Here is a 23,979-nt window from a genome sequence, read left to right on the forward strand (position 1 = left end):
AAGGAGGTTTTGATTATTGAATATTTCGAAAGAAAATTAAGACTTACAAATTTAGAAGTTTGGGATATCCAATGCGAAGAAGAGATTTATCGGATGTTTATTTTAGATGAGAATCGTTTGCCTAAATCAACAGATTTGAACTTACCAACTAATACTGTAGAAGAAGATTTAAGAAAAAATTTAATAACTGTCAGTATTTATTCTAATGACCCAGTAAAAGATGAACATATTGAATGTTTGGATCAGTTTGCAAAAAAACTAACAGACCATGTAGCATTAGGCCATTGTCATGTTGTAGTGAACTTTTATACAGGGGTTATAGACGAGATTTTCGAACGTTTTTTAAAAGAAAAATTTAATTTAGAATATGAAAAAATACCTTTAATGCAATTGTGGCACTTAAATCAAAATTAAATTTAAGAAAGAGTGATTTTTTCGAAAAAAGTATTAATTAGTTTAATGGTCCTTATTGTTCTTTTATCCAATTTCCCACCTAAGAACACTAAAGCTGCTGAAATAGAATCTAAGAGTACAATAATAGATATCCCTCAAGATGTATTAGATAATATACCAGAAGAAATAAAAGCTATGATTGAGGGAAAAAAGATTACAAAAGAACAATATGATTTATATTTAGAATTGATTGAAAAAGAAAGTAATCCTGTATTGCCTAGTACAACAGAAGAAATTACGCCCTTTGCATCTAACGTTAATCCCAAGAACTGTACATTCGATTTAGGGAATACTTATTGTTTCAGAATTGATCCAGCTAATAGCTCTACAAAAGAACCCTATCATGTACACATTTATAAAAAGCAAGTTCATTACTATTGCATGAGATTAGACAATCTAGAAGAGTGCGATAAACTTAAAAATCAAGTCCATAAGTATGATGATTTGCCTGAAGCCGTAAAAGTAGGGGTTATGGCAAATAAAAAAGTTCAAGAACGAATAATAGCTTATAATCCCAGCGCTCCAAAATGGGCTAACAGTATTCCTTTTATAAAATCGTTAGCTATTTCAGTTATAGTAATAGCTCTAGTAGTTACTCCTATTCCTGGAGATGAATATGTAGCTTGGGCTTATTTACTAAAAGCACTTTGAATCTATATATAGATTGGTATCAAATTACTCTATATGTAAAAATATTTAGGAGAGTAGCATCCGCTACTCTCCTTTTATTAAATAATATATTTACTGCTCCTTTAAGCACAGTGTGACCTCAACTGATTTATCTTTTCTATGAAAACTTGAACAAATTTTCATAAAGTATCGAATTTACATCAACCAATATTAAAACTTGTTTTTCATTCTCATAAACCACTTTTGCAAAATAACGCTAAAGGAAACGAAATGAATACAAGCCGACATACTAAAAAGAGAAGTAGGAATTACACCTTATTTTACTTAGGTGGGAAAAAGATTTAAATGTCCGAAACCGAGAGGATTTATCCTGCACATGTGTTTTAGGGCATTTTCGCATCTAAGGGCAACAGACAAACTAGGGAAGGAAGAACAAATGGTATGCGTTTTAAATCGATTTAAAACGGCTTTTCTTACGTTTTATCCACTTGGTGTATTTTAGTATTCGAAAATTTTTATAACAGCTTAAAAATGAAAATGAGAGCTTCAGGAGGGAAGCTAATGAAATGTAGGCAAAAAAAGATACCCATTTCGGGGATCTTTTTTGTTTTTAGGTTCTGAACTAAAATAAACCCCTATTTTTTGTCTTTTTTATCTAGATGGTGCTTGTTCAATTGACGGGTACTTTAGTGGAAGAATCGGCTGCCTTTACAGGGCAGCCGATTCTTATTGAAATAGAGCTAAATACTTCCATGAACGAGTGTTATGTCAACCGATGGTGCATTCTTCATACATCCATGCCAAGTACAAGAACAAGGATCAGGATGTATGAGCCTAAAAATTTCTGGACTTGACAGTAAACCTCGATAACCACTGGTAAACTGCGATTTTTAATAGTTAACTCAAATAAATCGAGTTAACTAACACGTGGAGAAAATCAAGAGAAAGAGAACTCATTCTAAAATCCGGAAATCAAACCTTCAAAAGTGTCTACAAGCCTTTTGAAGTCCTTTTAAGAAAAACCACATAATAAATCTAAGCAAAAAGCCCTTAAAGCGCTCAGAACGAATTGTGAAGCACTCCAAGGACTTTTTTTCCTTTAAAATTCATTATAATCTATTAGAACAAAATCCTCTTTACAGAGACCCATTTTCTTCTCAGCCTTATAATCCATTATATTCCCCAAAAATTTACGTACTGTTTCATCCAGAGCTTGTTCTACAGTCATTCCAAATCCTATTCCACCTTCATAGCCACCTAATCCCATTGGATCCTTTAATCTAAGATTCGTAACCCCTGTAAATCCATTACTCTCATAAGGTCTAAGTTGAATATTTTGATTCTCATAAACCTTCACTTTAAAAGCACCGTAATGGATAGTATCTCCTTCGTATACCTTTTTTAAAAAACGTAGAGCAGTAATTTCGAACTCACCTACACACTTCTCTACATAATCAATGTGATCAATTTTAATATCTCTCCAACTCAATGAATAGCCTCCCTTTTACTTAAATTCTCCATAAGATTTGATTATATCACCTGAACCAAGGGTGAATTAACCTAATGGACTGATTTATAAAGGGATTTCTAATTAATAGTAGAAGTGTTCTTTATCATGAAAAAGCATTAGGAAAAAACAACGGCTGCAGGCGGAGATTTTTTTGTTTTTGAACTTGGGGGGGAAGCGGTTTTTGTAACGTTCGACAAATGTTCCGCATGTTTGTTAGGTAAATAATTAACCAAGAAGGAGTATGTTATTTTGGGGAGACATGTGAACAAGGTCAAAACAATTGTGATTTGTGGGCTTATAGTAGCCTTTATTTTATTGGGAATTGTCTTGTTTGAATTTGTATTACTAAAATTACTAGGATTGCAATATGATTCATTTGGTGCTTTAGTAATTTTCTTTTTAATTTACTTATTCCTAGAAGTACCACTTTCGCTTATTGCAGATAATATACCAAGAGCTCTAAAAACTGTTGGAGTTATTGAATCGAGTAAGGGATGGTTGTCATTTATATTAGATATAGGATTAGCTTTTATATTAATTGCAACTATTGATCATTTCATGGAAACTATCATGATTTCTTGGCAGGGCGCATTATTATTTGCTCTGATAAGTGGGATTATTAGTCGGAAATTAAAGGAAAATGATTCCGAACCTCCAATGATTGATAGCAAAGAAATAGAGGAATTACATAGTAAACTAGAAGATTTAGAATAATGAAATTGGTATTTTTAATTAAATTTAATGGTAGACTTTTTGAATTAGAACAATAGGTTTATTAAATTCTGCTCAAGAAAACAAAATGAATCTAACACAATGTAAATATGTTGGATTCAAAAAACAGCTTCATCCCTTGGTACACAAGGGATGAGGCTGTTTTTTAGCCGTGCATTTTTTCTATTGCTCATTTGAATCTAACTTAACGTATGTTAGAATTAGCTTAAGTTGGATTGGGGTTTGTACGTTAAAATACGTGAGGAGGTGTATCCCTTTTGCGTAATGGGATACTGAACATATGAAATTCGTGGAACCAATACGGGATCTTAACAAGATTAGCAGCATGAAAAAAATCCTTTTGGCGCAAAGCGAAAGGAACTATCTCTTATTTACGCTTGGCATCAATTCCCCCTATCGCATTTCGGATTTAATCAGGGTGCAATTCAAGCATGTATTAGATTCCAAAAATAGCGTGCGTTCGCACTTAATCATGATTGAACAAAAGACAGGGAAGGAAACCAAGGTGGCTCTTTCTAAAGGAGTCAAAAAAGCGATTGAGGCGTATGCTGGCCAGTATTATGAGGGGGATCCGGAAGCCTATTTATTCAGGAGCCGGAAAGGGACGAATCAAGCGATTAGCCGGGTCCAGGCCTGGACCATTATGAGTGATGCAGCGAACGAGTTAGGCATTGAAAACATCGGGACGCATTCCCTTCGGAAAACGTTCGGTTACCATCAGATAAAGAGAGGGACCAATATTACGCTCTTGATGAAGATGTTTAACCATAGTTCCGAGAGTGTTACGTTACGGTATATCGGCATCACACAGGACGATATGGATGCTGCTGTTCAAGCCCTGGACCTCTAAGGCCATCCATCGGAATGCCTCTTAACGTATCAACTGTATACTAATAACAAAGTCTGTTGAAAATGATAGGTTCAGGGAACTTTATTCGAAGCAACCTGTTTCCATTCAGTAAAATAAAGGTGTTTAAAAATGTAGCGTAAAGATGGAGGGACACTAATGACTATTTCCAATAAGTACAACCTTAATGAACGGGAATCGAAATTTTTATTAAAGAAAAGTGTAATTGGCCTGATCCATTCAGCTTCACGCTTAGAAAAGGTGAACACAACCTTTCCGCAAACAAAAACAATTGTAGAAGGGATGAGTGTAAGTGGGATTAGCATGGATGATGTACAGATTATTCTCAATCTCAAAAACGCGTATCAATATGTATTGAAACTGCCTAGTGATACTACATTTAGCCTGATGACAGCTTGCAAAATAAACAGTTTTATATCCTATAATGAATCACTGGAGTGGGGCGTTTTGCGAACAGGGAATGTAGGAATACACGGGGTTGACTATACACCTACAATTCCAATTGAATCAGAAGTCGTCTCTACACTTAATGAAATTATCGGTAGCGAAGGCTCACTCACATACAAAGCCTTGAAGTATATGTATTATGCGATGCGAACGCAGCTATTTTGGGATGGGAATAAGCGAACAGCAATTGTCTCTGCAAACGCGATTATGATGTTAAACGGCTTAGGGATCGTTAATATCAGTGAACAACAATTAGAGCATTGGAATCAATTGTTATCAGAGTTCTATGAAACGAATAATGATGAAAAAATCATTCAGTGGACATATGATAATTGCGTTCATGGAATTGATTATTGAAATGCTGGGCAATTCGAACATAGTAAGTAACTCTATTGTCATTTAGGGGCTACAGCTACTACAGGGCCAAGGGAAAAGAGACGTAAAAGCTCGCAAAGAATTGGCTGCTCGTAGATCAGATCGCTGTTTGTACAGTTTGATCTTATGTAACTAATCCTTTTCCTTCTCCAATTAACTTAGGCAGGTTAGTTGGAGAAGGGAATAAAGATTTATGTCGTATTTGACACATAATGCGAAGTAACGAAAGGGGAGCAGAAAATGACTGAAAGAATGAGTGATGAAGAGATATTTAAACATTTTCCAATATTAAAACCATTTGCTGATGTTTTGCATGAAATGGCACAAAAAGAAATTATTTGTTTAATTTGCGGTAAATCAAAAGCCAAAAATGAATGCTTATGTACAGATGAAGAAAATAGAGACGAGCAATTTTAACGTCACGGTACGACCATAATGTGAAATTGTAGAGTAGGTGCTTGTTCAATTAACGGGTCCTCTAGTTGAAGTATTGGCTGCCTTTCATGGCAGCTTATTTATTGAGTAATAGAGGTACCTACTGCCATGAAAACTTCTTTTCTAGTTTAATTTATTGTTGGAAAATCCATATAATTAATCTAACGAACAAACCGTTGATACGGTTTGTTCGTTCCTGCTTTGTTCTTAAATTTAACCAGGCTTAATTATAAAATAAGGGGAGATAATAGTTATGGAATTAAAAGAAGCAAAAAAAATAATACAAGCTGGATTAACATGGGCTAACTGGACAAGTGAACAGCAAGAAGCTATGAAAATAGCGTTGCATTCAATAGCTAAAGTTGAAGAACAGCAAGAAGTCAAAGAGCTAGGAGAAATAAAAGCTTCTCTAAAAGAAAGAAAAGAACAAATGTCAATCATGCTGACACCAACGCATAAAAAGGAAATCCGTAAAATAGCTGATAGTTTAAATATAAGTGTAAGCGAGTTAATTGGCTACTGGGTGGACCAATATCCATTAAATTAGAGGGCATCCCGAGAGTGGTGTCGTAACTAAGTATCATAAGTAGACCGCAAAAAAGGGGTAACTACTTCCGGGAAGAGGCATTATGTTAACCTATTCTGTATTGTTTAATGAAACGAGGGTGAATAGGAGACTGCAACCCCTGTTGGATTTCCCCCAAATAAAATTCGAGTATAGCCAATTCGGTTTCTTTTCGAACGATTTCTTTCTCTACGTGGAAGTCTGCCAGTAGAGTTGCGACATTTCCCGTTGATAATTGCCACATCTTATCCTCTTTCTGCAACAAAATAGAAGAAAAATATACATTCAATTTGGTAAAATGATACATGATACCCTGTATCTGGTTAATCCTGTGTGTGATAATCGATTTTGGCTTTAAAGTAAATATTTGGAGGTAGTTATGAATGGAAAAGATGAAAAAAGTTATTACGTTATTAAGTCTTTTAGTTTTATTCAGCACTACTATTTTGGTTCCTTTAGCAAGTGCAAAAGAAAGAGAGGTTCTAACTTCCACCGATTTTAACCGACTGGAAGAGAGCCCACAAAGTGAGCTTACTAAGTATGATTTGAAAGTACTCGAAATAATAAAAGAGTTAGAGTCATCCGATGAAGGAGTTTTATTAGAAGATTATCAAGGAGATGATATATATACTGTTTATGGTGGAAGCATAAAGGAAGCAGAAGCAGCTGCAAAAAAACTTGGTTATAAAAAAATTAGTGAGAAATGTGGTAAAGCCGCGATTTTTGATAAGGTGAAAAAATCCACAAAAGTGCCTGGTTATATATCTCGTGATATAGATAATCATAGCGGTAAGGCTGCTTGGAAAGGTGGCACTTCGCCGCAAAATCTCTGTTCAAAAGATAGAAGGAGTGGTACGTATGATACGAAACTCGACAGGGTCGCCGACTAAATCGATTAATACTAAGTCCGGGGTTCTCCTAACTGAACCGTGGAGTTCTTCTATGTATTTTGATGCACCCATGGAGAATCGTGTTAGATTCTCCACGGATTTTTTTAGTGAAGTTCGAGTAAAAGGTATTCAAAAGTTTATTAACGACCTCACGATGGGTGAGCCAACTATCGATCTATTCATTTCCCTAGAATACAATAGGAGAAAGAAATATATTTCTAATAACTTATCAAAGCGTATATGCTTAGTTAATTGGAAAGAATATAAACTAACAAGTGAAGAGTTTGATCTTGACGATGGGTTTGGTAAGATTGCATCAATAAAAGATGTACCAGTAAGTGAGGCAATCTTATATACAATAGATGTACTTCTCAATAAAAACACTTGTGCTTTCAATGCTTTATTTATTATTGTTACGAGTAAGTATCTAATCCATTTCGGAGCGAGCGGAGACGTAATCAATATCCTTTCTAAAGACCCTAAGAATATTGATTATATAAAAATGGGTTATAAGGGTATTTTTGATACTGTTCACGATGAACCTTTAAGCTGAAATCAAAGTCAAGATGATTTGTTAAAAAGCGACCTATCCATATATCTGAACTGGACTAACCTAAATTATTGAGACAATATAAAACACCTCCGATGTAAGTACACTTGTAAAATGTACTTACATCGGAGGTGTTTTTGCATGGGCAAAAACGTATATTCAAGCGAAGTTAAATGGGCAGTTGTTAAAGATAAACTAAGTGGTGAATTGACAACTAATGAAATTATGGAAAAACACGGAATCAAAAATAAATCACAGGTTGAAACTTGGATGAAATGGTACCGTGCGAAAGAAATTTATCGATTTGATCAGCCAATCGGTAAACAATATACATTTGGTCACGGTCCCGAGTTAGCCAGTGAAGACGACAAGCGGGAACGTCAATTATCTCATTTGAAGATGGAGAACGAAATCTTGAAAAGTACATGGAGATCGAAAGGGAGTTAAAAAAGAAATAGTTCTACAGAGTGTAGAGAAACTTAAAAAGAAGTACACGATTACAGCCATTTTGTCCGCGTTAGGAGTACCACGGGAGAACTATTATAGATGGTGTCTTCAAGCTATCAATAAGCCGCTTTCAGTAGAAGAGAAATCCATTATGGAACTGTATAAAAGCACTAGGTATCGGAATGGTCATCGAAAAATAAAGGCTATGTTGAAGCAGAACTATAATATAGAATTGAATCTCAATACAGTTCAGAACCTCGTGCAAAAGCATAACTTACAGTGTCGTATCAAGCCAAAACGGAAGTGGAAATCCCAAGGTGAAAGTATCATAATTGCCCCTAACCTTCTTAACCGCGATTTCACGGCTAGTAAACCGAACAAGAAGTGGGTGACAGACATCACATATATCCAATATGGCAGTACTACAAAATATCTTTCGACTATTATGGATCTATTCAATAACGAAATTGTCGCTTACAAATTATATGATTATCAACAAACCCCGCTCGTGATTGACACGTTAAAGGAGGCGCTGGTTGTCCGTAATCACCTCGAAGGCGTGATTGTGCTTTCAGATCAAGGAAGTGTCTACACGTCATATGCGTACCAGGCCTGCATTAAGGATAACGACCTCGCCAGCAGTATGTCGCGTAGAGGAAACTGTTGGGATAGTGCGGTGATTGAATCTTTTCATTCGAACTTGAAGTCTGAGGAATTTCAATATGTTAAATTTAATTCATTACGTAATCAAGACGTAACTGAGCGGGTAATTACCTATTTAAATTATTATAATGAAGAACGTATCCAAGAAAAATTAGGCTACCTAACACCCGTAAAGTATGGTGTCACGGCAGCCTAATAAAGGTGTTTTATATGTGTTTCATATCGCTATGTCAGTCTACTCAGGTGGTTTTTTAATTTTGTACAGGTTTGTGTTGGGAGAAAATGGTATACTTTGTGGTTAGTGATACGTTCCAATGACTATAAATGTTGACATAGAGAATCCTCTCAACAACGCTTGGCGCTTGGGGATGCCTCCCGCAATAAGCCAAACAGAAAACCGCGAGGCCACTGAAAAAGTTCTTTTTTATAGTAAGAACTAGTTGATTGTAGTGAAGAGCGGCGACTCCGGTGGGAACAGCGCGAGCTGAAGACCCCGCAGGAACGCAGTGACGAGGAGGCTGAAGCCGTGCCCGCGGAAAGCGTCCGCTCGGAACGGAAATCAACGGTATTGAAGGTAATCGTACTTTTTCAGTGCCCTCGAAAACCGCTGTTAGTCTTATTACTTCGGCTACCCCTATGAGGCACCTTCGCTGGAGATTATATAGAATCATTAGTTCAACATATATAAGATTGGATTAAGAAGTAGGATAGGTTTGATAGGGTAGAAATACTTAGAGTTCAAAAAAACAGATACTCTGCTACAAAAAATATACCAAATAAGTTTTTGAACAATAGGAGAAAAAGAGTTGGAAAAGAGATTCGTATTTTGGCCTAATATAATAGATGAGTAAGGAGGAATAAAATTGTCAGCTTTGAAAAGGGATGCTATTACATTTTTTAAAGTGTTAATTTATTTGGCTATTGGTTTCATCCTAACTGAAAATGTATTAGGGGTAATTTATGAAGATTTCGGGATTAGTTTTATGGGGAACGTATGGGTTAATTGGTTCGGGTTGTCGTATCTTTTGTATTTTTTCTATACAACAATCCGTGTACTATTTACAAATGAAAATAACCAATTGTTTAAAAAACGTATGAAATCCAAGGTTTTTTGGGTACTTTTTATTGTCTCGGCTTATGTCGTCTTTATTCCTTTTAATAAAGGAGAAAATCCATTCTAGCTCAACTAATGATAGTTAGTTGAACAAAGAACAAGTAATCAACAAGAGAATTTAATGAATCGCGCTAGTGAAATGCCAAACGTAAATGTTTGGCAATTCACTAGAGCTTTTTTTCTGTTTTTTTACCGCTGAACGGACCTGTTGACTTCGGTATGATTTATTTCCGATCACATCTCCTCGGGTGCCTTCATGCCTAACAAACGTAACACCTCTTTCAAGACAATCGCGGTACTCGTGATCAGCGCAATTCTGTACGGTAGATGGTCTGTATCTGAGAGCACTTTGACATTGCCGTAAAACGAGCTAAACGTTTGAGCGAGATCGATTGCATATTTTGCGATGATGGAAGGGTCTAAATCATTCGCAGCGCGCTTGACTGTTTGTGGGAATTGCTCCAATGCTCGAATGATTTCCCATTCGAAATCATTGACGTCATCCACGCTATAGGGCTGTATGTCGCCAGCTTTTCTTAACACTGATTTGGCCCGTGCGAAAGCATATTGGACGTAGGGACCGGTTTCACCTTCTGTCTGGAGCATTGTTTCTAAGTTAAATTCGATATCGTGTTTGCGATGTTGTTTCAGGTCACCGAAAATGATGGCACCGACGCCAACTTCTTCAGCGACTTGCGCTTTATTCGCTAAGTTTGGATTCTTCGTTTCAATTGTCGACTGTGCAAGTGAAATCGCCTCATTCAAAACTTGTTCTAGCAAAACAATTTTCCCTTTGCGGGTGGACATCTTTTTTCCAGCTTTTAATATGAGACCGAAAGGAATGTGCTGGATATCGTCTGCCCACTCGTAGCCCATTTTACCGAGTACTTTCTTGAATTGTGTGAAGTGGAGACTTTGTTCATTTCCAACGACATAGAGAGATTTCACGAAATCATACGTTTCTTTTCTATCGATTGCAGCGGTTAAATCGCGTGTGGCGTATAACGTCGCGCCATCTGACTTCATAATCAAACAAGGCGGCATATCCTCACCCAGTTCAACGACGAGTGCACCATTCGATTCTTTTAAAAGTCCTTTATTCGCCAAATCTTTAACGATGGGTTCCATCTTGTCATTATAGTAGGCCTCGCCGTTATAGGAATCAAAGGCGATACCGAGTAAATCATAAATGCGTTGAAATTCCTTGAGGGATTCCGTTTTGAACCACTTCCATAATGCCAGCGCTTCTACATCTCCGTCTTCCAGGGCTTTGAATGCCGCTCTGCCTTCATCGTTAAGGGAGTCATTTTGTTCCGCTTCTTCGTGGAAACGGATGTACAGTTTTAGCAGCGTCTGGATTGGCGCTTGTTGGACCTCTTGTTCGTTGCCCCATTTCCGATAGGCTGTCAGTAGCTTGCCAAACTGTGTGCCCCAATCGCCGATATAATTGATTTTCACGGTCTTAAAACCATTCTTTTCAAGTAGTAGCCCAATCGAATTCCCGATGACTGTGGAGCGTAAATGCCCCATGGAAAACGGTTTGGCAATGTTTGGGGACGACAAATCGATTGTGACAGTCCCGCCATTCCCTTCATTAGATGAGCCATAGGAAACGGATGGATCCAGAATTTTCTGCAGTAGGGCACTGGTAATTGTAGTACGGTTCAGAAAGATATTCACATATCCGTTGACGGCTTCTGCTTTACGAATTAGCGGATGTTCGATTGCCAGGGCGATTTCATTGGCAATGACAACAGGCGATTTTCTAAGTTCCTTTGCGAATGGGAAGCATGGTAAAGCCAAATCGCCTAAATGTGCATGGACAGGCTTTTCTAGCATGTTTTCATTCAAGGGAATCGGACTAAATTGTTGCAGCACTTGCAAGACATCCATTTTCATTGTCAACACTCCTTTTGGTTGATTGAACTAAAAAAGCGTAAAAAAAAGCCCTCATCTCAAATTAATGAGACGAAAGCTTACTTCCGCGGTACCACTCAAATTGCCCGTATAGGGCCACTTCCTCATAACGGCGAGACACCGGCTTTTCCTAAAAAGCTTGGAAAAGCATCTCCGAAGTGCGGTTCACAAGTATTCTTTACCGGGCTTCCACCTTCCCCAGTTCGCTGAAAAAGAAATCATTGCTACTCTCTTCATCACAGATATTGTAGTTGAATGTATCAAAATGGTGATTGGGTGTCAATGGAAAGTAACAATAATTCACAAGTGAAAACTGTTTGGAGTTAACTTCTAAACTATGTGTAGAACACTGCATTTAGTGCTGAATGACAAAATAGAACCAACATCGAGAAAAAAGGATATTTTTTTAGATTTTAAATTAATGTTTATAACTTGTGTATCGTTTGCAAGAATGACGATGATGACGGTCAAAGCGACACGAGAAAATGACTGTGGATATGTGGATAAGTTATTGATGGTAGGGCAAGTAAACTTTTTCCCTATTTACGATTAGACCACAACATGTTAGGGTATGTATAATGATTAAGACACTACATATAGTGTTAGTGGCGAAATTGAACGAAAGCTGTATTGTTGACAAATAGGAATTTAGAGTGTCAAATAAGTTCTTGACTACCTAACTACAGCCAACAAATTATCCCTCAGTAAATAAAATTCATAAACGATGGGTCTGCCTGAAAAAGGTGGGATTATCGTTTTTTATTGGAAATAGAAAAATTAGGTTTGATAAAGGAGCCGATGAAAATGACAATGAATATTACTAAGACGAGTACGGAGATGCTATTGGAAGACTTACAGAACGAGTTTGGTGGGGAGAAGATTCGTCCATTATTTACTGCAAGTGAAAAATGGAATGAGCGTCATCCTGGAGCAAGCGCATCAGAATGGACAAAAGCGATGATTCTAGAAACGCTCAGCAATATCGATGAGGTATCGACGTACTGGACTTTCGTTGCGGCCCGAATTCACTTACGTGATGTTTACAATCGTCAAGCTCAGCTTCGCGGTGCAAAGGTCTATACGGATTTTGCTGAAAACGTTGCTCGTCTAGTCGAGCAGGGATTATACACACCCGTCTTAACGGAAAAGTATTCACGCGAAGATCTTGTTATTCTCGGTAATCTAATCGAACCAGAACGGGACAAGCTATTTACATATATCGGTTTGAAAACACTTATGGACCGTTATGTCGCTGTTGACTTTAGCAAACAATCGGTTGAACTTCCGCAAGAACGCTGGCTTGTCATTGCGATGACATTGATGCAGGATGAGACAACTAACCGGCTTGAAAAAGTAGCGGAATCATACTGGGCGATGAGCAGTCTCTATATGACGGTTGCAACACCGACATTGTCGAATGCTGGAAAACCGCACGGCCAGTTATCAAGTTGCTTTATCGACACGGTCGACGATTCTTTGCAAGGCATCTATGACAGCAATACGGATATCGCTAACTTGTCGAAATACGGTGGCGGCATTGGTGTTTACATGGGGAAAGTCCGCAGTCGTGGCTCATCCATTCGTGGATTTAAAGGCGCTTCAAGTGGCGTACTTCCATGGATTAAGCAGCTGAACAACACGGCAGTAAGTGTTGACCAGCTTGGTCAGCGACAAGGTGCAATCGCCGTTTATCTCGATGTTTGGCACAAAGACATTTTTACGTTCCTTGACCTCAAGTTAAACAACGGAGACGACCGCTTGCGCGCACACGATATTTTCACGGGCGTCTGCCTTCCTGATATTTATATGGAACAAGTTGATGCACGTGGAGACTGGCACTTGTTTGATCCGCATGAAGTTCGGGTGGTTATGGGTTATTCACTAGAGGACTTTTACGATGAAACAAAAGGGGCAGGTTCGTTCCGTGAGAAATACGAAGAGTGTGTTAATAATCCTGAACTTAGCCGGGAAATCGTTCCTGCTATCGATCTTATGAAACGGATTATGCGTAGCCAATTGGAAACAGGAACGCCGTACATGTTTTACCGTGATGAAGTGAACCGTGCGAATGCCAACAAACATGAAGGCATGATTTATTCGTCGAATCTTTGTACAGAGATCACGCAAAATATGAGCCCGACTGAATTCGAGTCTGTTACGCTCGAAGACGATATCGTGGTGACGCGCTCAAAACCGGGTGATTTCGTCGTCTGTAATTTATCATCCATTAACCTTGGACGCGCTGTTCCAGCAAGCGTTTTGGAAAGACTCATTACAATTCAAGTGCGTATGCTTGATAACGTCATCGATCTTAATAAAATACCGGTTGTCCAAGCGCAGCGAACTAACGCGCGTTACCGTGGAATCGGTCTAGGGACATTTGGCTGGCATCATTTGCTTGCCTTGCAAAACATTCAATGGGAATCAAACGAAGCAGTGGATTATGCTGATAAATTATATGAGAAAATAGCTTATTTGACGATTAAAGCTTCGATGCAACTGGCTACTGAAAAAGGATCGTACCCATTATATGAAGGATCTGAATGGCAGTCTGGCGTTTATTTCGACAACAAGAACTATGACTCGAAGGAATGGCATGAACTCCGCATCGATGTTGCAACAAATGGTATGAGAAATGGTTATTTGATGGCAATTGCACCGAATAGCTCGACGTCTATTATCGCAGGATCAACTGCATCAATTGATCCGGTTTTCAAACCGTTTTATCATGAAGAAAAGAAAGATTATAAGCTTCCAGTTGTTGCGCCTGACCTTAATCACAACACATATGACGTCTATCGACGCTCCGCTTATATTGTCGATCAGCGTTGGTCAATCAAACAAAACGCAGCAAGACAGCGCCATATTGACCAAGCAATTTCTTTCAACATCTATGTTCCGAATTCAATTCGCGCATCGGTTCTGCTTGAACTTCATTTGCAAGCGTGGAAGTCTGGTATGAAAACGACATACTACACACGTTCAACTGCGACGGATATCGAAGAGTGTGAATGGTGTCATTCTTAATCGTCTACGCATCGTGGAGCGGAAACACGCAGGAAGTTGCTGAAATGATTGAAGAAACGCTAGTAGCAGAAAATATAGCTGTTACAACGTATCGAATCGGTGGGGGCGTCATTCCGAACCCTCGTGATTTCGATGCGATGCTCTTGGGGTCATTCACGTGGGAGCAAGGCTCAACGCCTGATGAAGTAAAAGACTTTGTAGCGGATGTAGGGTATAAACCGGATAATGTATACGTCTTCGGAACGGGTGATACCCAATTTGGCGGCGATGCATTATTCTGCCACGCAGCGGTGAAGTTAGCGCGGTTTTACGCATCCCCTTATGAGCCGCTTAAAATCGAACAAAGTCCACGTGGCATACAGCAAGAAAAAGTAATTGAATGGTCGAAGGGAGTCATCAGAAATTGGAAAAACTTAAACGAGTGAAGGTCTTGGAACCTGCACATCCAAACAAATCAACGGCTATTTTCGGGGGCAAGGCGAGTGGTATCCTCAACTGGAATGACATCGCACATCCCCATTTCTATACATTGCGTCAACAAATCCGTTCACTATTCTGGACGGCCAATGAAGTCGATATGACACAAGACGTTAAGCAATTCTCGACGCTGACAAAGCCGGAACAAGACGCATTTCTTAAAATTATTGGCTTACTTGCGACACTTGACGGACCACAGACGACAATCGCTTTGAAAATGGCGGATTATACAACCGATCCTTCTGTTAAATCAATTATGGCCACAATTGCCGATCAAGAAAGTGAACATAATCACAGCTATGCGTACGTACTATCTTCCGTTACGACACTTAATAAGCAGATGGCTTCATTTGAAATGGGCCGCTCAGACGAAGTGCTATTGAAACGGAATGAGCGCATTGTAGAAGTATACAATGACTTCGCCGAGCGTCCGACAATCGAATCAGCATTGAAAGCGATGGTCTATACGACGCTGCTTGAAGGGCTATTTTTCTATAGTGGATTCGCATTCTTCTACAATCTCGCACGCAATCAGAAAATGGTCGGTACTTCGACAATGATTTCGTACATTAACCGTGATGAATTGCAACATGGGAAAGCAATTAGTGACATTTTCCGCGCAGCACTTGCAGAAAACCCTGAACAAAATACAGATGAATTCACGGCTTGGATTTACGATCAGTTCAAACATTCGGTCGAACAGGAAGTCATCTGGAGTCGTTACGTACTAGCAGATATTGAAGGTATCGAACTTGCCGAAATGGAAGGCTATGTGAAATATCGCGCGAACAAAATGCTTCGCATGCTCGGACTTAGTGAAATTTATCCGGAGTTCACTGACAACCCAATGAAATGGATTCGTGCATATGTCGACAGCTTCGACGATACAAAAACGGACTTCTTTGAACAATCTTCACGTCAATACGTTAAAACAAGCGATCTTAATGGATTTGATGATTTGTAAGTATATGAACGCACACGTGAAAAATCGTGTGCGTTTATTTTTTTCAAGTAAGAAGGGATTTGAATGGGGAGGTAGTATCTTAAATAGGGCAAACCCTACTATCGGTACGAATTGCTGCCTTGTAAACTAAGGGTGAGAATAATTCTCATTAAAACAAGCAGAGGAGGAAATAATTATGAGTCGACTAACACTTGATACACAAGTTTGTGATATCGTCACGGAGCTCCCTCAAAGTGCTGATTTGTTTAGAAGTTTGCGCATCGATTTCTGTTGCGGTGGAAAAATTGCTCTTGAAGATGCAGCCAAAGAACGAAAACTCAATCCTGAAGAGGTTCTAAATAGTGTCAAAAAAATAGAGGAGAAACGCGAGCAGCAAAGTGGAATCGATCCGACGTCATTCGGTTCAAAAACGCTCGTCTCCTATATTCAAGAAAAGTATCATACTGGGCTACGGGAAGAATTACCGCTTCTCGCACCGTACATTACAAAAGTTGCCCGTGTCCACGGAGAAAATCATCCGCATCTACTTCGCGTTCAAGAGATTTTTAAAGAATTACGAAGTGAACTTCTTGATCACACGGCAGACGAAGATGCCAACGTATTTCCGCTAATTCTGGAGTTTTTAGAAAATCCTACACCTGAATTGAAAGAAAAGGTTAAGCCGCTTGTAACGGAACTTGAGCAAGAGCACGAACACGCAGGTAAATTATTATTTGAAATACGTGATCTAACGAATAATTTCACGCTACCAGACGAAGCCTGCGGAACGTATAGACTCGTGTACGCACGTCTTGCACAACTTGAAAAAGACACATTTGAACATGTCCATCTCGAAAATAACAACTTATTCGACCGTGTCAGGGTCGCACTGTGATTGATTAAAGGACAAAAACCACCTATCTACAAAGGTGGTTTTTTGTGTGTAATGGTTTAGCGAAGTCCGTTATGACTATAGAAATAGATATGAAAGAGTCTGGGATAGTATGAAACCACTTGCATGGCTAGGTTTGCTAGCGGGGGTCGTTTTAACGTTCGCCAGGGTGCTCGGTAAGTTTGGAGCAATACTGATAGAGACAGAGAAAGTAATAACACGTATATATCGTTTCGAAAAAGGTCGCTTATTCTAGTCCGTAATGGGCAGAGTAGGCGGCTTTTTAATTTGAAGATAGAAACTATAGATTTTCAACATGGAACGTTGGTCAGCTCCGGGCGCTTTCCGCTTTTCTTTTTATAAGGGTATTCCCCACATCAAATAGGCACATCCCTACTAGGAAAGAATCAGGATGATACTTAAAATTAATAGTATGTGAATGAATAAGTCTTTGATTCCCGTCATAGATCGTTAGTTATTCTAAAAAGGAGTGAGCTATTCCAATGAAGAAAAAATTTGGACTTAATTATTTCAAGCCAGTTGAACGTTTTTCAGGAAATTGGTCAATTTTAGAAGAAAAAAGTCGAGATTGGGAAAATATGTACCGCCAACGTTGGTCTCATGACAAAGTGGTTCGGACAACGCATGGCGTGAACTGTACAGGGTCATGCAGTTGGAAAGTATTTGTGAAAAACGGCATTATCACTTGGGAAAACCAGCAAATTGATTATCCTTCATGTGGTCCTGACATGCCTGAATTTGAACCGCGTGGATGTCCCCGTGGAGCTTCATTTTCCTGGTATGAATATAGCCCGCTTCGCGTGAAGTATCCATACATACGAGGAAAGTTATGGCGTATGTGGACTAAAGCAGTTTCTGAACTGAAAGACCCTGTAAAAGCATGGGCTAGCATCGTAGAAGATCCTGATAAGGCAGATGAATATAAAAAAGCGCGCGGCAAAGGCGGCCATGTCCGGGTTAACTGGAGAGATGCAACCTTAATGATTTCGGCACAGCTTATTTACACAATCCAAAAGTACGGTCCCGATCGGATAGCTGGATTTACACCGATTCCAGCAATGTCAATGGTCAGCTATGCGTCGGGTGCACGATTCCTCTCTCTTCTTGGCGGCGAAATGCTTAGCTTCTATGACTGGTATGCGGATTTACCACCATCTTCACCACAAATTTGGGGTGAGCAGACAGACGTCCCTGAATCGAGTGATTGGTTTAACGCTGGTTACATCATTATGTGGGGATCGAATGTACCGCTAACAAGAACGCCAGATGCTCACTTCATGACAGAAGTGCGCTACAAAGGAACGAAAGTAGTTTCTGTGGCCCCGGATTACGCAGAAAGTGTTACACATGCGGATGACTGGATTGCGGCAAATCCCGGAACGGACGCTGCAGTTGCTCAAGCAATGACGCACGTCATTCTCGATGAATTTTATGAACAGCGTAAAGAGCCGATGTTCTTGAATTACGCGAAACAATATACAGATATGCCTTTCCTGATAACACTCGATACACATGAAGATTCTTATAAAGCGGGTCGATTTTTACGGGCAAGTGATATAGGGCAAGCATCCCAGCACGCTGAGTGGAAACCGGTTATTTTTGATGAAACGACAAATGAAATTATTGTTCCGAACGGTACGATGGGACAACGTTGGGAAGAGGACAAGAAGTGGAACCTAATTCTTGATAATGCAGACGGAACACGCGTTGAACCGGCTTTGTCAGTGGCTGATCATGGGGCGGAATGGAAAGAAATTGTTTTCCCATTCTTCGACAACGTGTCAAACGGAACATTCAAACGTCCGATTCCGGTGAAAAAAGTAACACTTGCAGACGGAACCGAAAGTCTTGTAACAACTGTTCACGATTTGATGCTCAGCCAATATGGTGTTAACCGAATTGGCAGTGATTTTGAAGCGTCTGGTTATGACGATGCAGAATCATTCTACACGCCGGCGTGGCAAGAGAAAATCACAGGTGTGAAACCTGAACTGGTTACCCAAATCGCGCGAGAATTCGCACATAACGCGCTTGAAACAGGCGGTCGCTCCATGATTATTATGGGGGCGGGTATTAACCACTGGTTTAACAGTGACACCATTTATAGATCGATCCTTAACCTCGTTATGTTGACTGGTTGTCAAGGCGTTAATGGTGGTGGCTGGGCCCATTACGTTGGTCAAGAAAAATGCCGTCCGATTGAAGGGTGGAGCACAATCGCATTTGCACGTGACTGGCAAGCGCCGGCACGACTTCAAAACGCGACATCTTATTTCTATTTTGCAACTGATCAATGGAAGTACGAGGAAATGGGCGCGGATCTTCTTATGTCACCGACAGGAGGAAAAGCCCGCTATCAGCATCCCGCAGACTATAACGTCTTGGCTGCACGACTTGGTTGGTTGCCATCTTACCCTCAGTTCAACAAGAACAGCCTGACGTTTGCAGAAGAGGCAGCCAAAGAAGGAAAAACAACAACACAAGAAATCGTTAATTATACACTGGAACAAATCAAGTCAGGCGAAACAAAATTTGCAATTGAAGATCCGGATGCACCGGAAAACTTCCCGCGCTCTCTATTTGTTTGGCGCTCCAACTTAGTGTCGAGTTCTGCAAAAGGTCAGGAATACTTTATGAAACATTTATTCGGCGCTTCCCACGCTCTGCTTGCAACACCAAATGAAGATGTTAAGCCTGAAGAAATTGTTTGGCGCGATGATGTGGAAGGAAAACTCGATCTTCTTGTGGCACTGGATTTCAGAATGACAACAACTCCGTTGTACGCAGATGTCGTTCTTCCAGCAGCAACTTGGTATGAGAAACACGATCTTTCTTCAACAGATATGCATCCATTTGTTCACCCGTTCAACCCAGCAGTTGACCCGCTTTGGGAATCTCGTTCTGATTGGGATATTTACCGCGCACTTGCGGAAACATTCTCGGAAATGGCAAAAGTTCATCTTCCAGGCGTTTATAAAGACCTTGTCACTTCACCACTTGCGCATGATTCTATCCAGGAAATTGCTCAGCCTTATGGCGAAGTGAAGGACTGGAAAAAAGGTGAAGTTGAAGCGATACCGGGTAAAACAATGCCAGCTATGACAATTGTCGAACGTGATTATACACAAATTTATGATAAATACGTCACGCTTGGACCATTATTATCGACTGGTAAAGTGGGAGCGCACGGCGTCAGTTTTTCTGTAGCCGATGAATATGAAATGATGAAGGGCATCAACGGCACCTATTTCGATGAATCTATCAAAAACGGATTGCCTAAACTGCACACAGCAAAACATGCGGCAGAAGCAATGCTGACACTATCTTCTGCAACGAATGGTCGCGTTTCTCAAAAGGCTTTCGTAGCAGCAGAAGCAGATACCGGCGTTGAACTGAAAGATATTTCAGCCGATCGCGCGGCAGAGCGCTTCACGTTTGCAAGCATTACTGCACAGCCGCGTGAAGTCATACCGACACCAGTATTCTCCGGTTCGAATAAACTCGGGCGCCGTTACTCGCCTTTTACGACAAATATCGAACGACTGGTTCCGTTCAGGACATTGACCGGAAGACAGCACTTCTACATTGACCATGAATTATTCCTGGATTTCGGAGAAGGTCTACCCGTTTACAAACCGACGCTTCCACCAATGGTATTCGGACCGCGAGACAAAAAAATCATAGGCGGTCAAGATTCACTTGTACTTAGGTATTTGACGCCGCATGGTAAATGGAATATCCACACGACGTACCAGGACAACCAGCATATGCTGACGTTATTCCGTGGGGGACCGACTGTCTGGATTTCCAGTGAAAATGCCGAAGAGCATGGTATTGACGACAACCAATGGCTTGAAGTTTACAACCGAAACGGTGTTGTTACTGCACGTGCCGTAGTCAGTCACAGAATACCTAAAGGAACCATGTTCATGTATCACGCGCAAGACAAGCATATTCAAGTACCAGGCTCTGAAATTTCAGAGGAACGAGGCGGAAGCCATAACGCGCCGACGCGAATTCACATGAAACCGACGCAAATGGTTGGCGGCTATGCGCAACTCAGTTACGGATTCAACTACTACGGACCAATCGGAAATCAGCGAGATGAGTACGTTGCAGTCCGTAAGATGAAGGAGGTAAACTGGCTTGAAAATTAAAGCACAAGTTGCAATGGTAATGAATCTGGATAAATGTATTGGCTGCCATACATGTAGTGTTACGTGTAAAACGACGTGGACAAATCGTGAAGGTGCAGAGTATATGTGGTTTAATAACGTCGAAACAAAACCGGGGATAGGCTATCCAAAACGCTGGGAAGACCAGGAGCTTTATAAAGGCGGATGGCAAATTAATAAAAAAGGTAAACTCGAATTGAAATCCGGTTCGAAGCTATCAAAAATTGCTCTAGGGAAGATTTTCTATAACCCGGATATGCCTGAAATGAAGGACTATTACGAACCATGGACATATGACTATGAAAAACTAACTTCGGCACCAGACAGTAAACATACGCCCGTTGCTCGTGCAAAGTCTGTTGTGACAGGAGAATACATTGATCTAGAATGGGGTCCAAACTGGGAAGACCAACTTGCTGGGGCTCACATTACGGGACCAATGGATCCTAATATTGAAAAGATAGAAGAAGAAATTAAATTTAACTTTGAACAAGCATTTATGATGTACTTGCCAAGACTCTGTGAGCACTGTCTCAATCCGAGTTGTGTGGCATCCTGTCCATCAGGCGCCATCTACAAACGCGATGAAGATGGAATCGTCCTCGTAGACCAAGAAGCGTGTCGAGGCTGGCGTTATTGCATGACCGGTTGTCCATACAAGAAAGTCTACTTTAACTGGAAAACAAATAAAGCCGAGAAATGTACATTCTGTTTCCCGAGGATTGAGTCGGGACTACCAACGGTTTGTTCTGAAACGTGTACAGGCAGAATCCGTTATCTTGGTGTTCTTTTATATGACGCAGATCGCGTTTTAGAAGCGGCTTCTACACCGAACGAAAAAGATTTGTATAAAGCGCAAATTGATTTATTCCTCGATCCAAATGATCCGGAAGTTATTGCTCAGGCTAGAAAAGATGGTATTTCCGAAGAGTGGATTGAAGGCGCACAAAATTCACCGGTTTATAAACTAGCAATTGAATATAAACTTGCCTTCCCGCTTCACCCTGAATACCGCACGTTGCCGATGGTATGGTATGTCCCGCCATTGAGCCCAATCATGAACTATTTTGAAGGTAAAGACTCGATTAAGAATCCTGATATGATTTTCCCAGCAATTGAGGAAATGCGTATTCCGATTCAGTATCTCGCAAATATGCTTACAGCAGGAGATACCGAAACAGTGAAAGGTGCACTGCAAAGAATGGCAATGATGCGTTCATACATGCGTGCCATGTCATCTGGTAAAGAATTCGATGAATCACGTCTAGAACGTGTCGGTCTGACTGCTCATCAAACGAAGTCAATGTACAGACTTCTGGCGATTGCAAAGTACGAAGATCGCTTTGTTATCCCGACAGCACATAAAGAAGGTCATATGAATGCATACCGTTCACAAGGATCTGAAGGCTATGTGGAAATGGGCGACTACAGTATGGGTACTTCAGAAAGTCCATACAACTACGCAGGTATAAAACAAGAAGATAGTAGCTGTGATGGTTGTGGTACACAACCACAAGCGAAGTCAGGTAAAGAAATTTACGAAGAGAACTTTTACGGGGGGATTTGGCGTGATTGATCTGCAGAAGCTGTATAACGAAAAACACACATTTGGCTTCTTCGCACAGCAACTTACGTACCCGGAAAAGATAAACTTTCATCCGTCAGTCATGGAAGAGTCAGTTGACTCTTCCCATCCGGCGTATGTGCATATTAAAACTTACTGGGAGTTAATGCATGACTACAGCTTTGATGATATCCAGGAAATGTATACATATACGTTTGATTTCCAAACGGATTCAACGCTGTTCATGACTTACGTAAAGTATCAGGATGCGAAAGATCGCGGTCAAATGCTTGCTAAATTAAAAGTGCTTTATGAAATGTTTGGCCTGAATATGCCAGACGGTGAACTGTCCGACTTCTTGCCGCTTATGTGTGAATTTATCTACGCATGCGAATGGATAGGTGACCCGAGGGCAGAACAAAGTTTTGGTATGTTACTCGCTGTTTTGGAAGACGGAACATATCATCTGTTAAAAGCGCTGGAGAAATATAATAGTCCCTATTTCCATCTAATTAAGGGGATGAGGGAAACCTTTAAGTCATGTGCTCGTCAGGAGGCGCCTACAAATGGCTAATCAATTTCTATGGGTCATTTTCCCTTATCTGTGTATGGCAACATTTGTTGTAGGGCATATTTTCAGATACCGGAACGACCAGTTTGGCTGGACTGCAAAATCAAGTGAATTTATAGAAAAGAAACAACTGATGATAGGTAGTTTACTGTTCCATATTGGCATCATGCCCGTAATAGCGGGCCATGTCGTGGGGCTTGCTGTCCCGAAGGAATGGACGCAAGCGCTTGGTGTTAGTGATCATATGTATCATATGGGCGCTGTTTGGGGTGGAGGATTTTTTGGTGTAGTCACATTTGCGGGGATGTTTATTTTGACATATCGCCGTTTTGCATTAAAAAGCGTACGTAAGTTGTCATCTGCATCAGACTTAATCGTCAACTCCCTATTGCTGTTCATCGTATTCATCGGTATGTACAGTGTAATTGCAACTAGTATTACACAGCCAGAATTTGATTACCGAAGTTCAATTTCAATATGGTTCCGTTCCTTGCTGATTTTCCGACCGGAAGGTGCCTATATGATAGGTGTACCACTGGCATTTCAGCTTCATGTTTTATCTGGGTTCCTCATTTTTGCAATGTGGCCGTTTACCAGATTGGTTCACGTCTGGAGTGTACCGTTGAATTATGTAGGAAGAAGCTATATCCTGTATAGAAGGCACCGTGAAAACTAATGAACGAAAAAAGGCAGCTTTGCCTTTTTTCTATATA

Annotated in this window: 23 protein-coding genes and 1 other annotated feature; of the genes, 20 read left to right on the forward strand and 3 right to left on the reverse strand. The window is 40.2% G+C overall.

The features are described 5' to 3' along the window. The first annotated feature begins 9 nt into the window (after positions 1 to 9). The gene (locus MKZ26_RS16465; protein WP_340766830.1) at positions 10 to 414 is read left to right on the forward strand and encodes a hypothetical protein; all 405 of its coding nucleotides are present in this window, start codon (positions 10 to 12) and stop codon (positions 412 to 414) included. 45 nt (positions 415 to 459) lie between these two features. Next, positions 460 to 1,104, forward strand: coding sequence for a hypothetical protein (locus MKZ26_RS16470; RefSeq protein WP_340766831.1), 645 nt, complete (start codon positions 460 to 462; stop codon positions 1,102 to 1,104). A 1,078-nt stretch (positions 1,105 to 2,182) separates the two neighbouring features. Here the strand turns inward: MKZ26_RS16470 and MKZ26_RS16475 are convergent. Further along, positions 2,183 to 2,572, reverse strand: coding sequence for a hypothetical protein (locus tag MKZ26_RS16475; RefSeq protein ID WP_340766832.1), 390 nt, complete (start codon positions 2,570 to 2,572; stop codon positions 2,183 to 2,185). Between the two features lie 270 nt (positions 2,573 to 2,842). On the opposite strand from MKZ26_RS16475, the gene MKZ26_RS16480 reads away from it, so the two are divergent. The 5 genes from MKZ26_RS16480 (at position 2,843) to MKZ26_RS16500 (ending at position 5,997) form a co-directional block, all read left to right on the forward strand. Beyond that, on the forward strand, positions 2,843 to 3,307 hold the full coding sequence (locus MKZ26_RS16480) for a YrvL family regulatory protein (RefSeq protein ID WP_340766833.1): 465 nt from the start codon (positions 2,843 to 2,845) through the stop codon (positions 3,305 to 3,307). A 298-nt stretch (positions 3,308 to 3,605) separates the two neighbouring features. Continuing rightward, positions 3,606 to 4,175 carry a site-specific integrase gene (locus MKZ26_RS16485; protein WP_340766834.1) on the forward strand — a complete coding sequence of 190 codons (570 nt, stop codon included), beginning with the start codon at positions 3,606 to 3,608 and terminating at the stop codon, positions 4,173 to 4,175. Positions 4,176 to 4,331: 156 nt separating this feature from the next. Further along, positions 4,332 to 4,997 carry a Fic family protein gene (locus MKZ26_RS16490; protein ID WP_340766835.1) on the forward strand — a complete coding sequence of 222 codons (666 nt, stop codon included), beginning with the start codon at positions 4,332 to 4,334 and terminating at the stop codon, positions 4,995 to 4,997. 258 nt (positions 4,998 to 5,255) lie between these two features. Beyond that, complete coding sequence (locus MKZ26_RS16495; protein WP_340766836.1) at positions 5,256 to 5,432, forward strand: hypothetical protein; 177 nt, start codon at positions 5,256 to 5,258, stop codon at positions 5,430 to 5,432. Between the two features lie 271 nt (positions 5,433 to 5,703). After that, complete coding sequence (locus MKZ26_RS16500) at positions 5,704 to 5,997, forward strand: hypothetical protein (RefSeq protein WP_340766837.1); 294 nt, start codon at positions 5,704 to 5,706, stop codon at positions 5,995 to 5,997. 85 nt (positions 5,998 to 6,082) lie between these two features. On the opposite strand, the gene MKZ26_RS16505 is transcribed toward MKZ26_RS16500, so the two are convergent. Next, complete coding sequence (locus MKZ26_RS16505) at positions 6,083 to 6,259, reverse strand: hypothetical protein (RefSeq protein ID WP_340766838.1); 177 nt, start codon at positions 6,257 to 6,259, stop codon at positions 6,083 to 6,085. 139 nt (positions 6,260 to 6,398) lie between these two features. Here MKZ26_RS16505 and MKZ26_RS16510 point away from each other — a divergent pair, with 139 nt between their 5' ends. The 5 genes from MKZ26_RS16510 (at position 6,399) to MKZ26_RS16530 (ending at position 9,746) form a co-directional block, all read left to right on the forward strand. Continuing rightward, a complete protein-coding gene (locus MKZ26_RS16510; RefSeq protein WP_340766839.1) occupies positions 6,399 to 6,905 on the forward strand; it encodes a toxin C-terminal domain-containing protein in 507 nt (168 codons plus the stop codon). Positions 6,906 to 6,957: 52 nt separating this feature from the next. Further along, complete coding sequence (locus tag MKZ26_RS16515; protein ID WP_340766840.1) at positions 6,958 to 7,458, forward strand: hypothetical protein; 501 nt, start codon at positions 6,958 to 6,960, stop codon at positions 7,456 to 7,458. Positions 7,459 to 7,596: 138 nt separating this feature from the next. Beyond that, positions 7,597 to 7,902 carry a helix-turn-helix domain-containing protein gene (locus MKZ26_RS16520; protein WP_187046094.1) on the forward strand — a complete coding sequence of 102 codons (306 nt, stop codon included), beginning with the start codon at positions 7,597 to 7,599 and terminating at the stop codon, positions 7,900 to 7,902. Positions 7,903 to 7,909: 7 nt separating this feature from the next. Next, entirely contained in the window at positions 7,910 to 8,761 is an 852-nt protein-coding gene (locus tag MKZ26_RS16525) for an IS3 family transposase (RefSeq protein WP_340767673.1), read from the forward strand. A 667-nt stretch (positions 8,762 to 9,428) separates the two neighbouring features. After that, on the forward strand, positions 9,429 to 9,746 hold the full coding sequence (locus MKZ26_RS16530) for a hypothetical protein (protein ID WP_067213489.1): 318 nt from the start codon (positions 9,429 to 9,431) through the stop codon (positions 9,744 to 9,746). 167 nt (positions 9,747 to 9,913) lie between these two features. On the opposite strand, the gene argS is transcribed toward MKZ26_RS16530, so the two are convergent. Beyond that, positions 9,914 to 11,578, reverse strand: a complete 1,665-nt coding sequence (gene argS / locus MKZ26_RS16535) for an arginine--tRNA ligase (protein WP_340766841.1) — start codon at positions 11,576 to 11,578, stop codon at positions 9,914 to 9,916. A gap of 62 nt (positions 11,579 to 11,640) precedes the next feature. Continuing rightward, positions 11,641 to 11,845 (reverse strand) — a binding site (T-box leader). A gap of 561 nt (positions 11,846 to 12,406) precedes the next feature. Between argS and MKZ26_RS16540 the strand changes: the two genes are divergently transcribed. The 8 genes from MKZ26_RS16540 (at position 12,407) to narI (ending at position 23,942) form a co-directional block, all read left to right on the forward strand. After that, positions 12,407 to 14,623 carry a ribonucleoside-diphosphate reductase subunit alpha gene (locus tag MKZ26_RS16540; RefSeq protein ID WP_421103204.1) on the forward strand — a complete coding sequence of 739 codons (2,217 nt, stop codon included), beginning with the start codon at positions 12,407 to 12,409 and terminating at the stop codon, positions 14,621 to 14,623. Then, positions 14,608 to 15,048: a flavodoxin gene (locus MKZ26_RS16545; RefSeq protein WP_340766842.1), complete on the forward strand. Its 441-nt coding sequence runs from the start codon at positions 14,608 to 14,610 to the stop codon at positions 15,046 to 15,048. Before MKZ26_RS16540 ends, MKZ26_RS16545 begins: the two co-directional genes overlap by 16 nt. Next, complete coding sequence (locus MKZ26_RS16550) at positions 15,003 to 16,064, forward strand: ribonucleotide-diphosphate reductase subunit beta (protein ID WP_187046088.1); 1,062 nt, start codon at positions 15,003 to 15,005, stop codon at positions 16,062 to 16,064. Before MKZ26_RS16545 ends, MKZ26_RS16550 begins: the two co-directional genes overlap by 46 nt. A gap of 175 nt (positions 16,065 to 16,239) precedes the next feature. After that, positions 16,240 to 16,938, forward strand: coding sequence for an iron-sulfur cluster repair di-iron protein (ric, locus tag MKZ26_RS16555; RefSeq protein ID WP_340766843.1), 699 nt, complete (start codon positions 16,240 to 16,242; stop codon positions 16,936 to 16,938). A gap of 500 nt (positions 16,939 to 17,438) precedes the next feature. Beyond that, entirely contained in the window at positions 17,439 to 21,113 is a 3,675-nt protein-coding gene (locus tag MKZ26_RS16565) for a nitrate reductase subunit alpha (RefSeq protein WP_340766844.1), read from the forward strand. Beyond that, positions 21,103 to 22,707: a nitrate reductase subunit beta gene (narH, locus tag MKZ26_RS16570; RefSeq protein ID WP_338654828.1), complete on the forward strand. Its 1,605-nt coding sequence runs from the start codon at positions 21,103 to 21,105 to the stop codon at positions 22,705 to 22,707. The genes MKZ26_RS16565 and narH overlap by 11 nt, the downstream gene beginning before the upstream one ends. Beyond that, the gene (narJ, locus tag MKZ26_RS16575) at positions 22,700 to 23,269 is read left to right on the forward strand and encodes a nitrate reductase molybdenum cofactor assembly chaperone (protein ID WP_338654830.1); all 570 of its coding nucleotides are present in this window, start codon (positions 22,700 to 22,702) and stop codon (positions 23,267 to 23,269) included. The genes narH and narJ overlap by 8 nt, the downstream gene beginning before the upstream one ends. Further along, positions 23,262 to 23,942, forward strand: coding sequence for a respiratory nitrate reductase subunit gamma (gene narI, locus MKZ26_RS16580; RefSeq protein WP_067213468.1), 681 nt, complete (start codon positions 23,262 to 23,264; stop codon positions 23,940 to 23,942). Before narJ ends, narI begins: the two co-directional genes overlap by 8 nt. The last annotated feature ends 37 nt before the right edge of the window (positions 23,943 to 23,979 follow it).

The organism is Sporosarcina sp. FSL K6-6792, assembly GCF_038004885.1.
Lineage (GTDB): Bacteria > Bacillota > Bacilli > Bacillales_A > Planococcaceae > Sporosarcina > Sporosarcina psychrophila.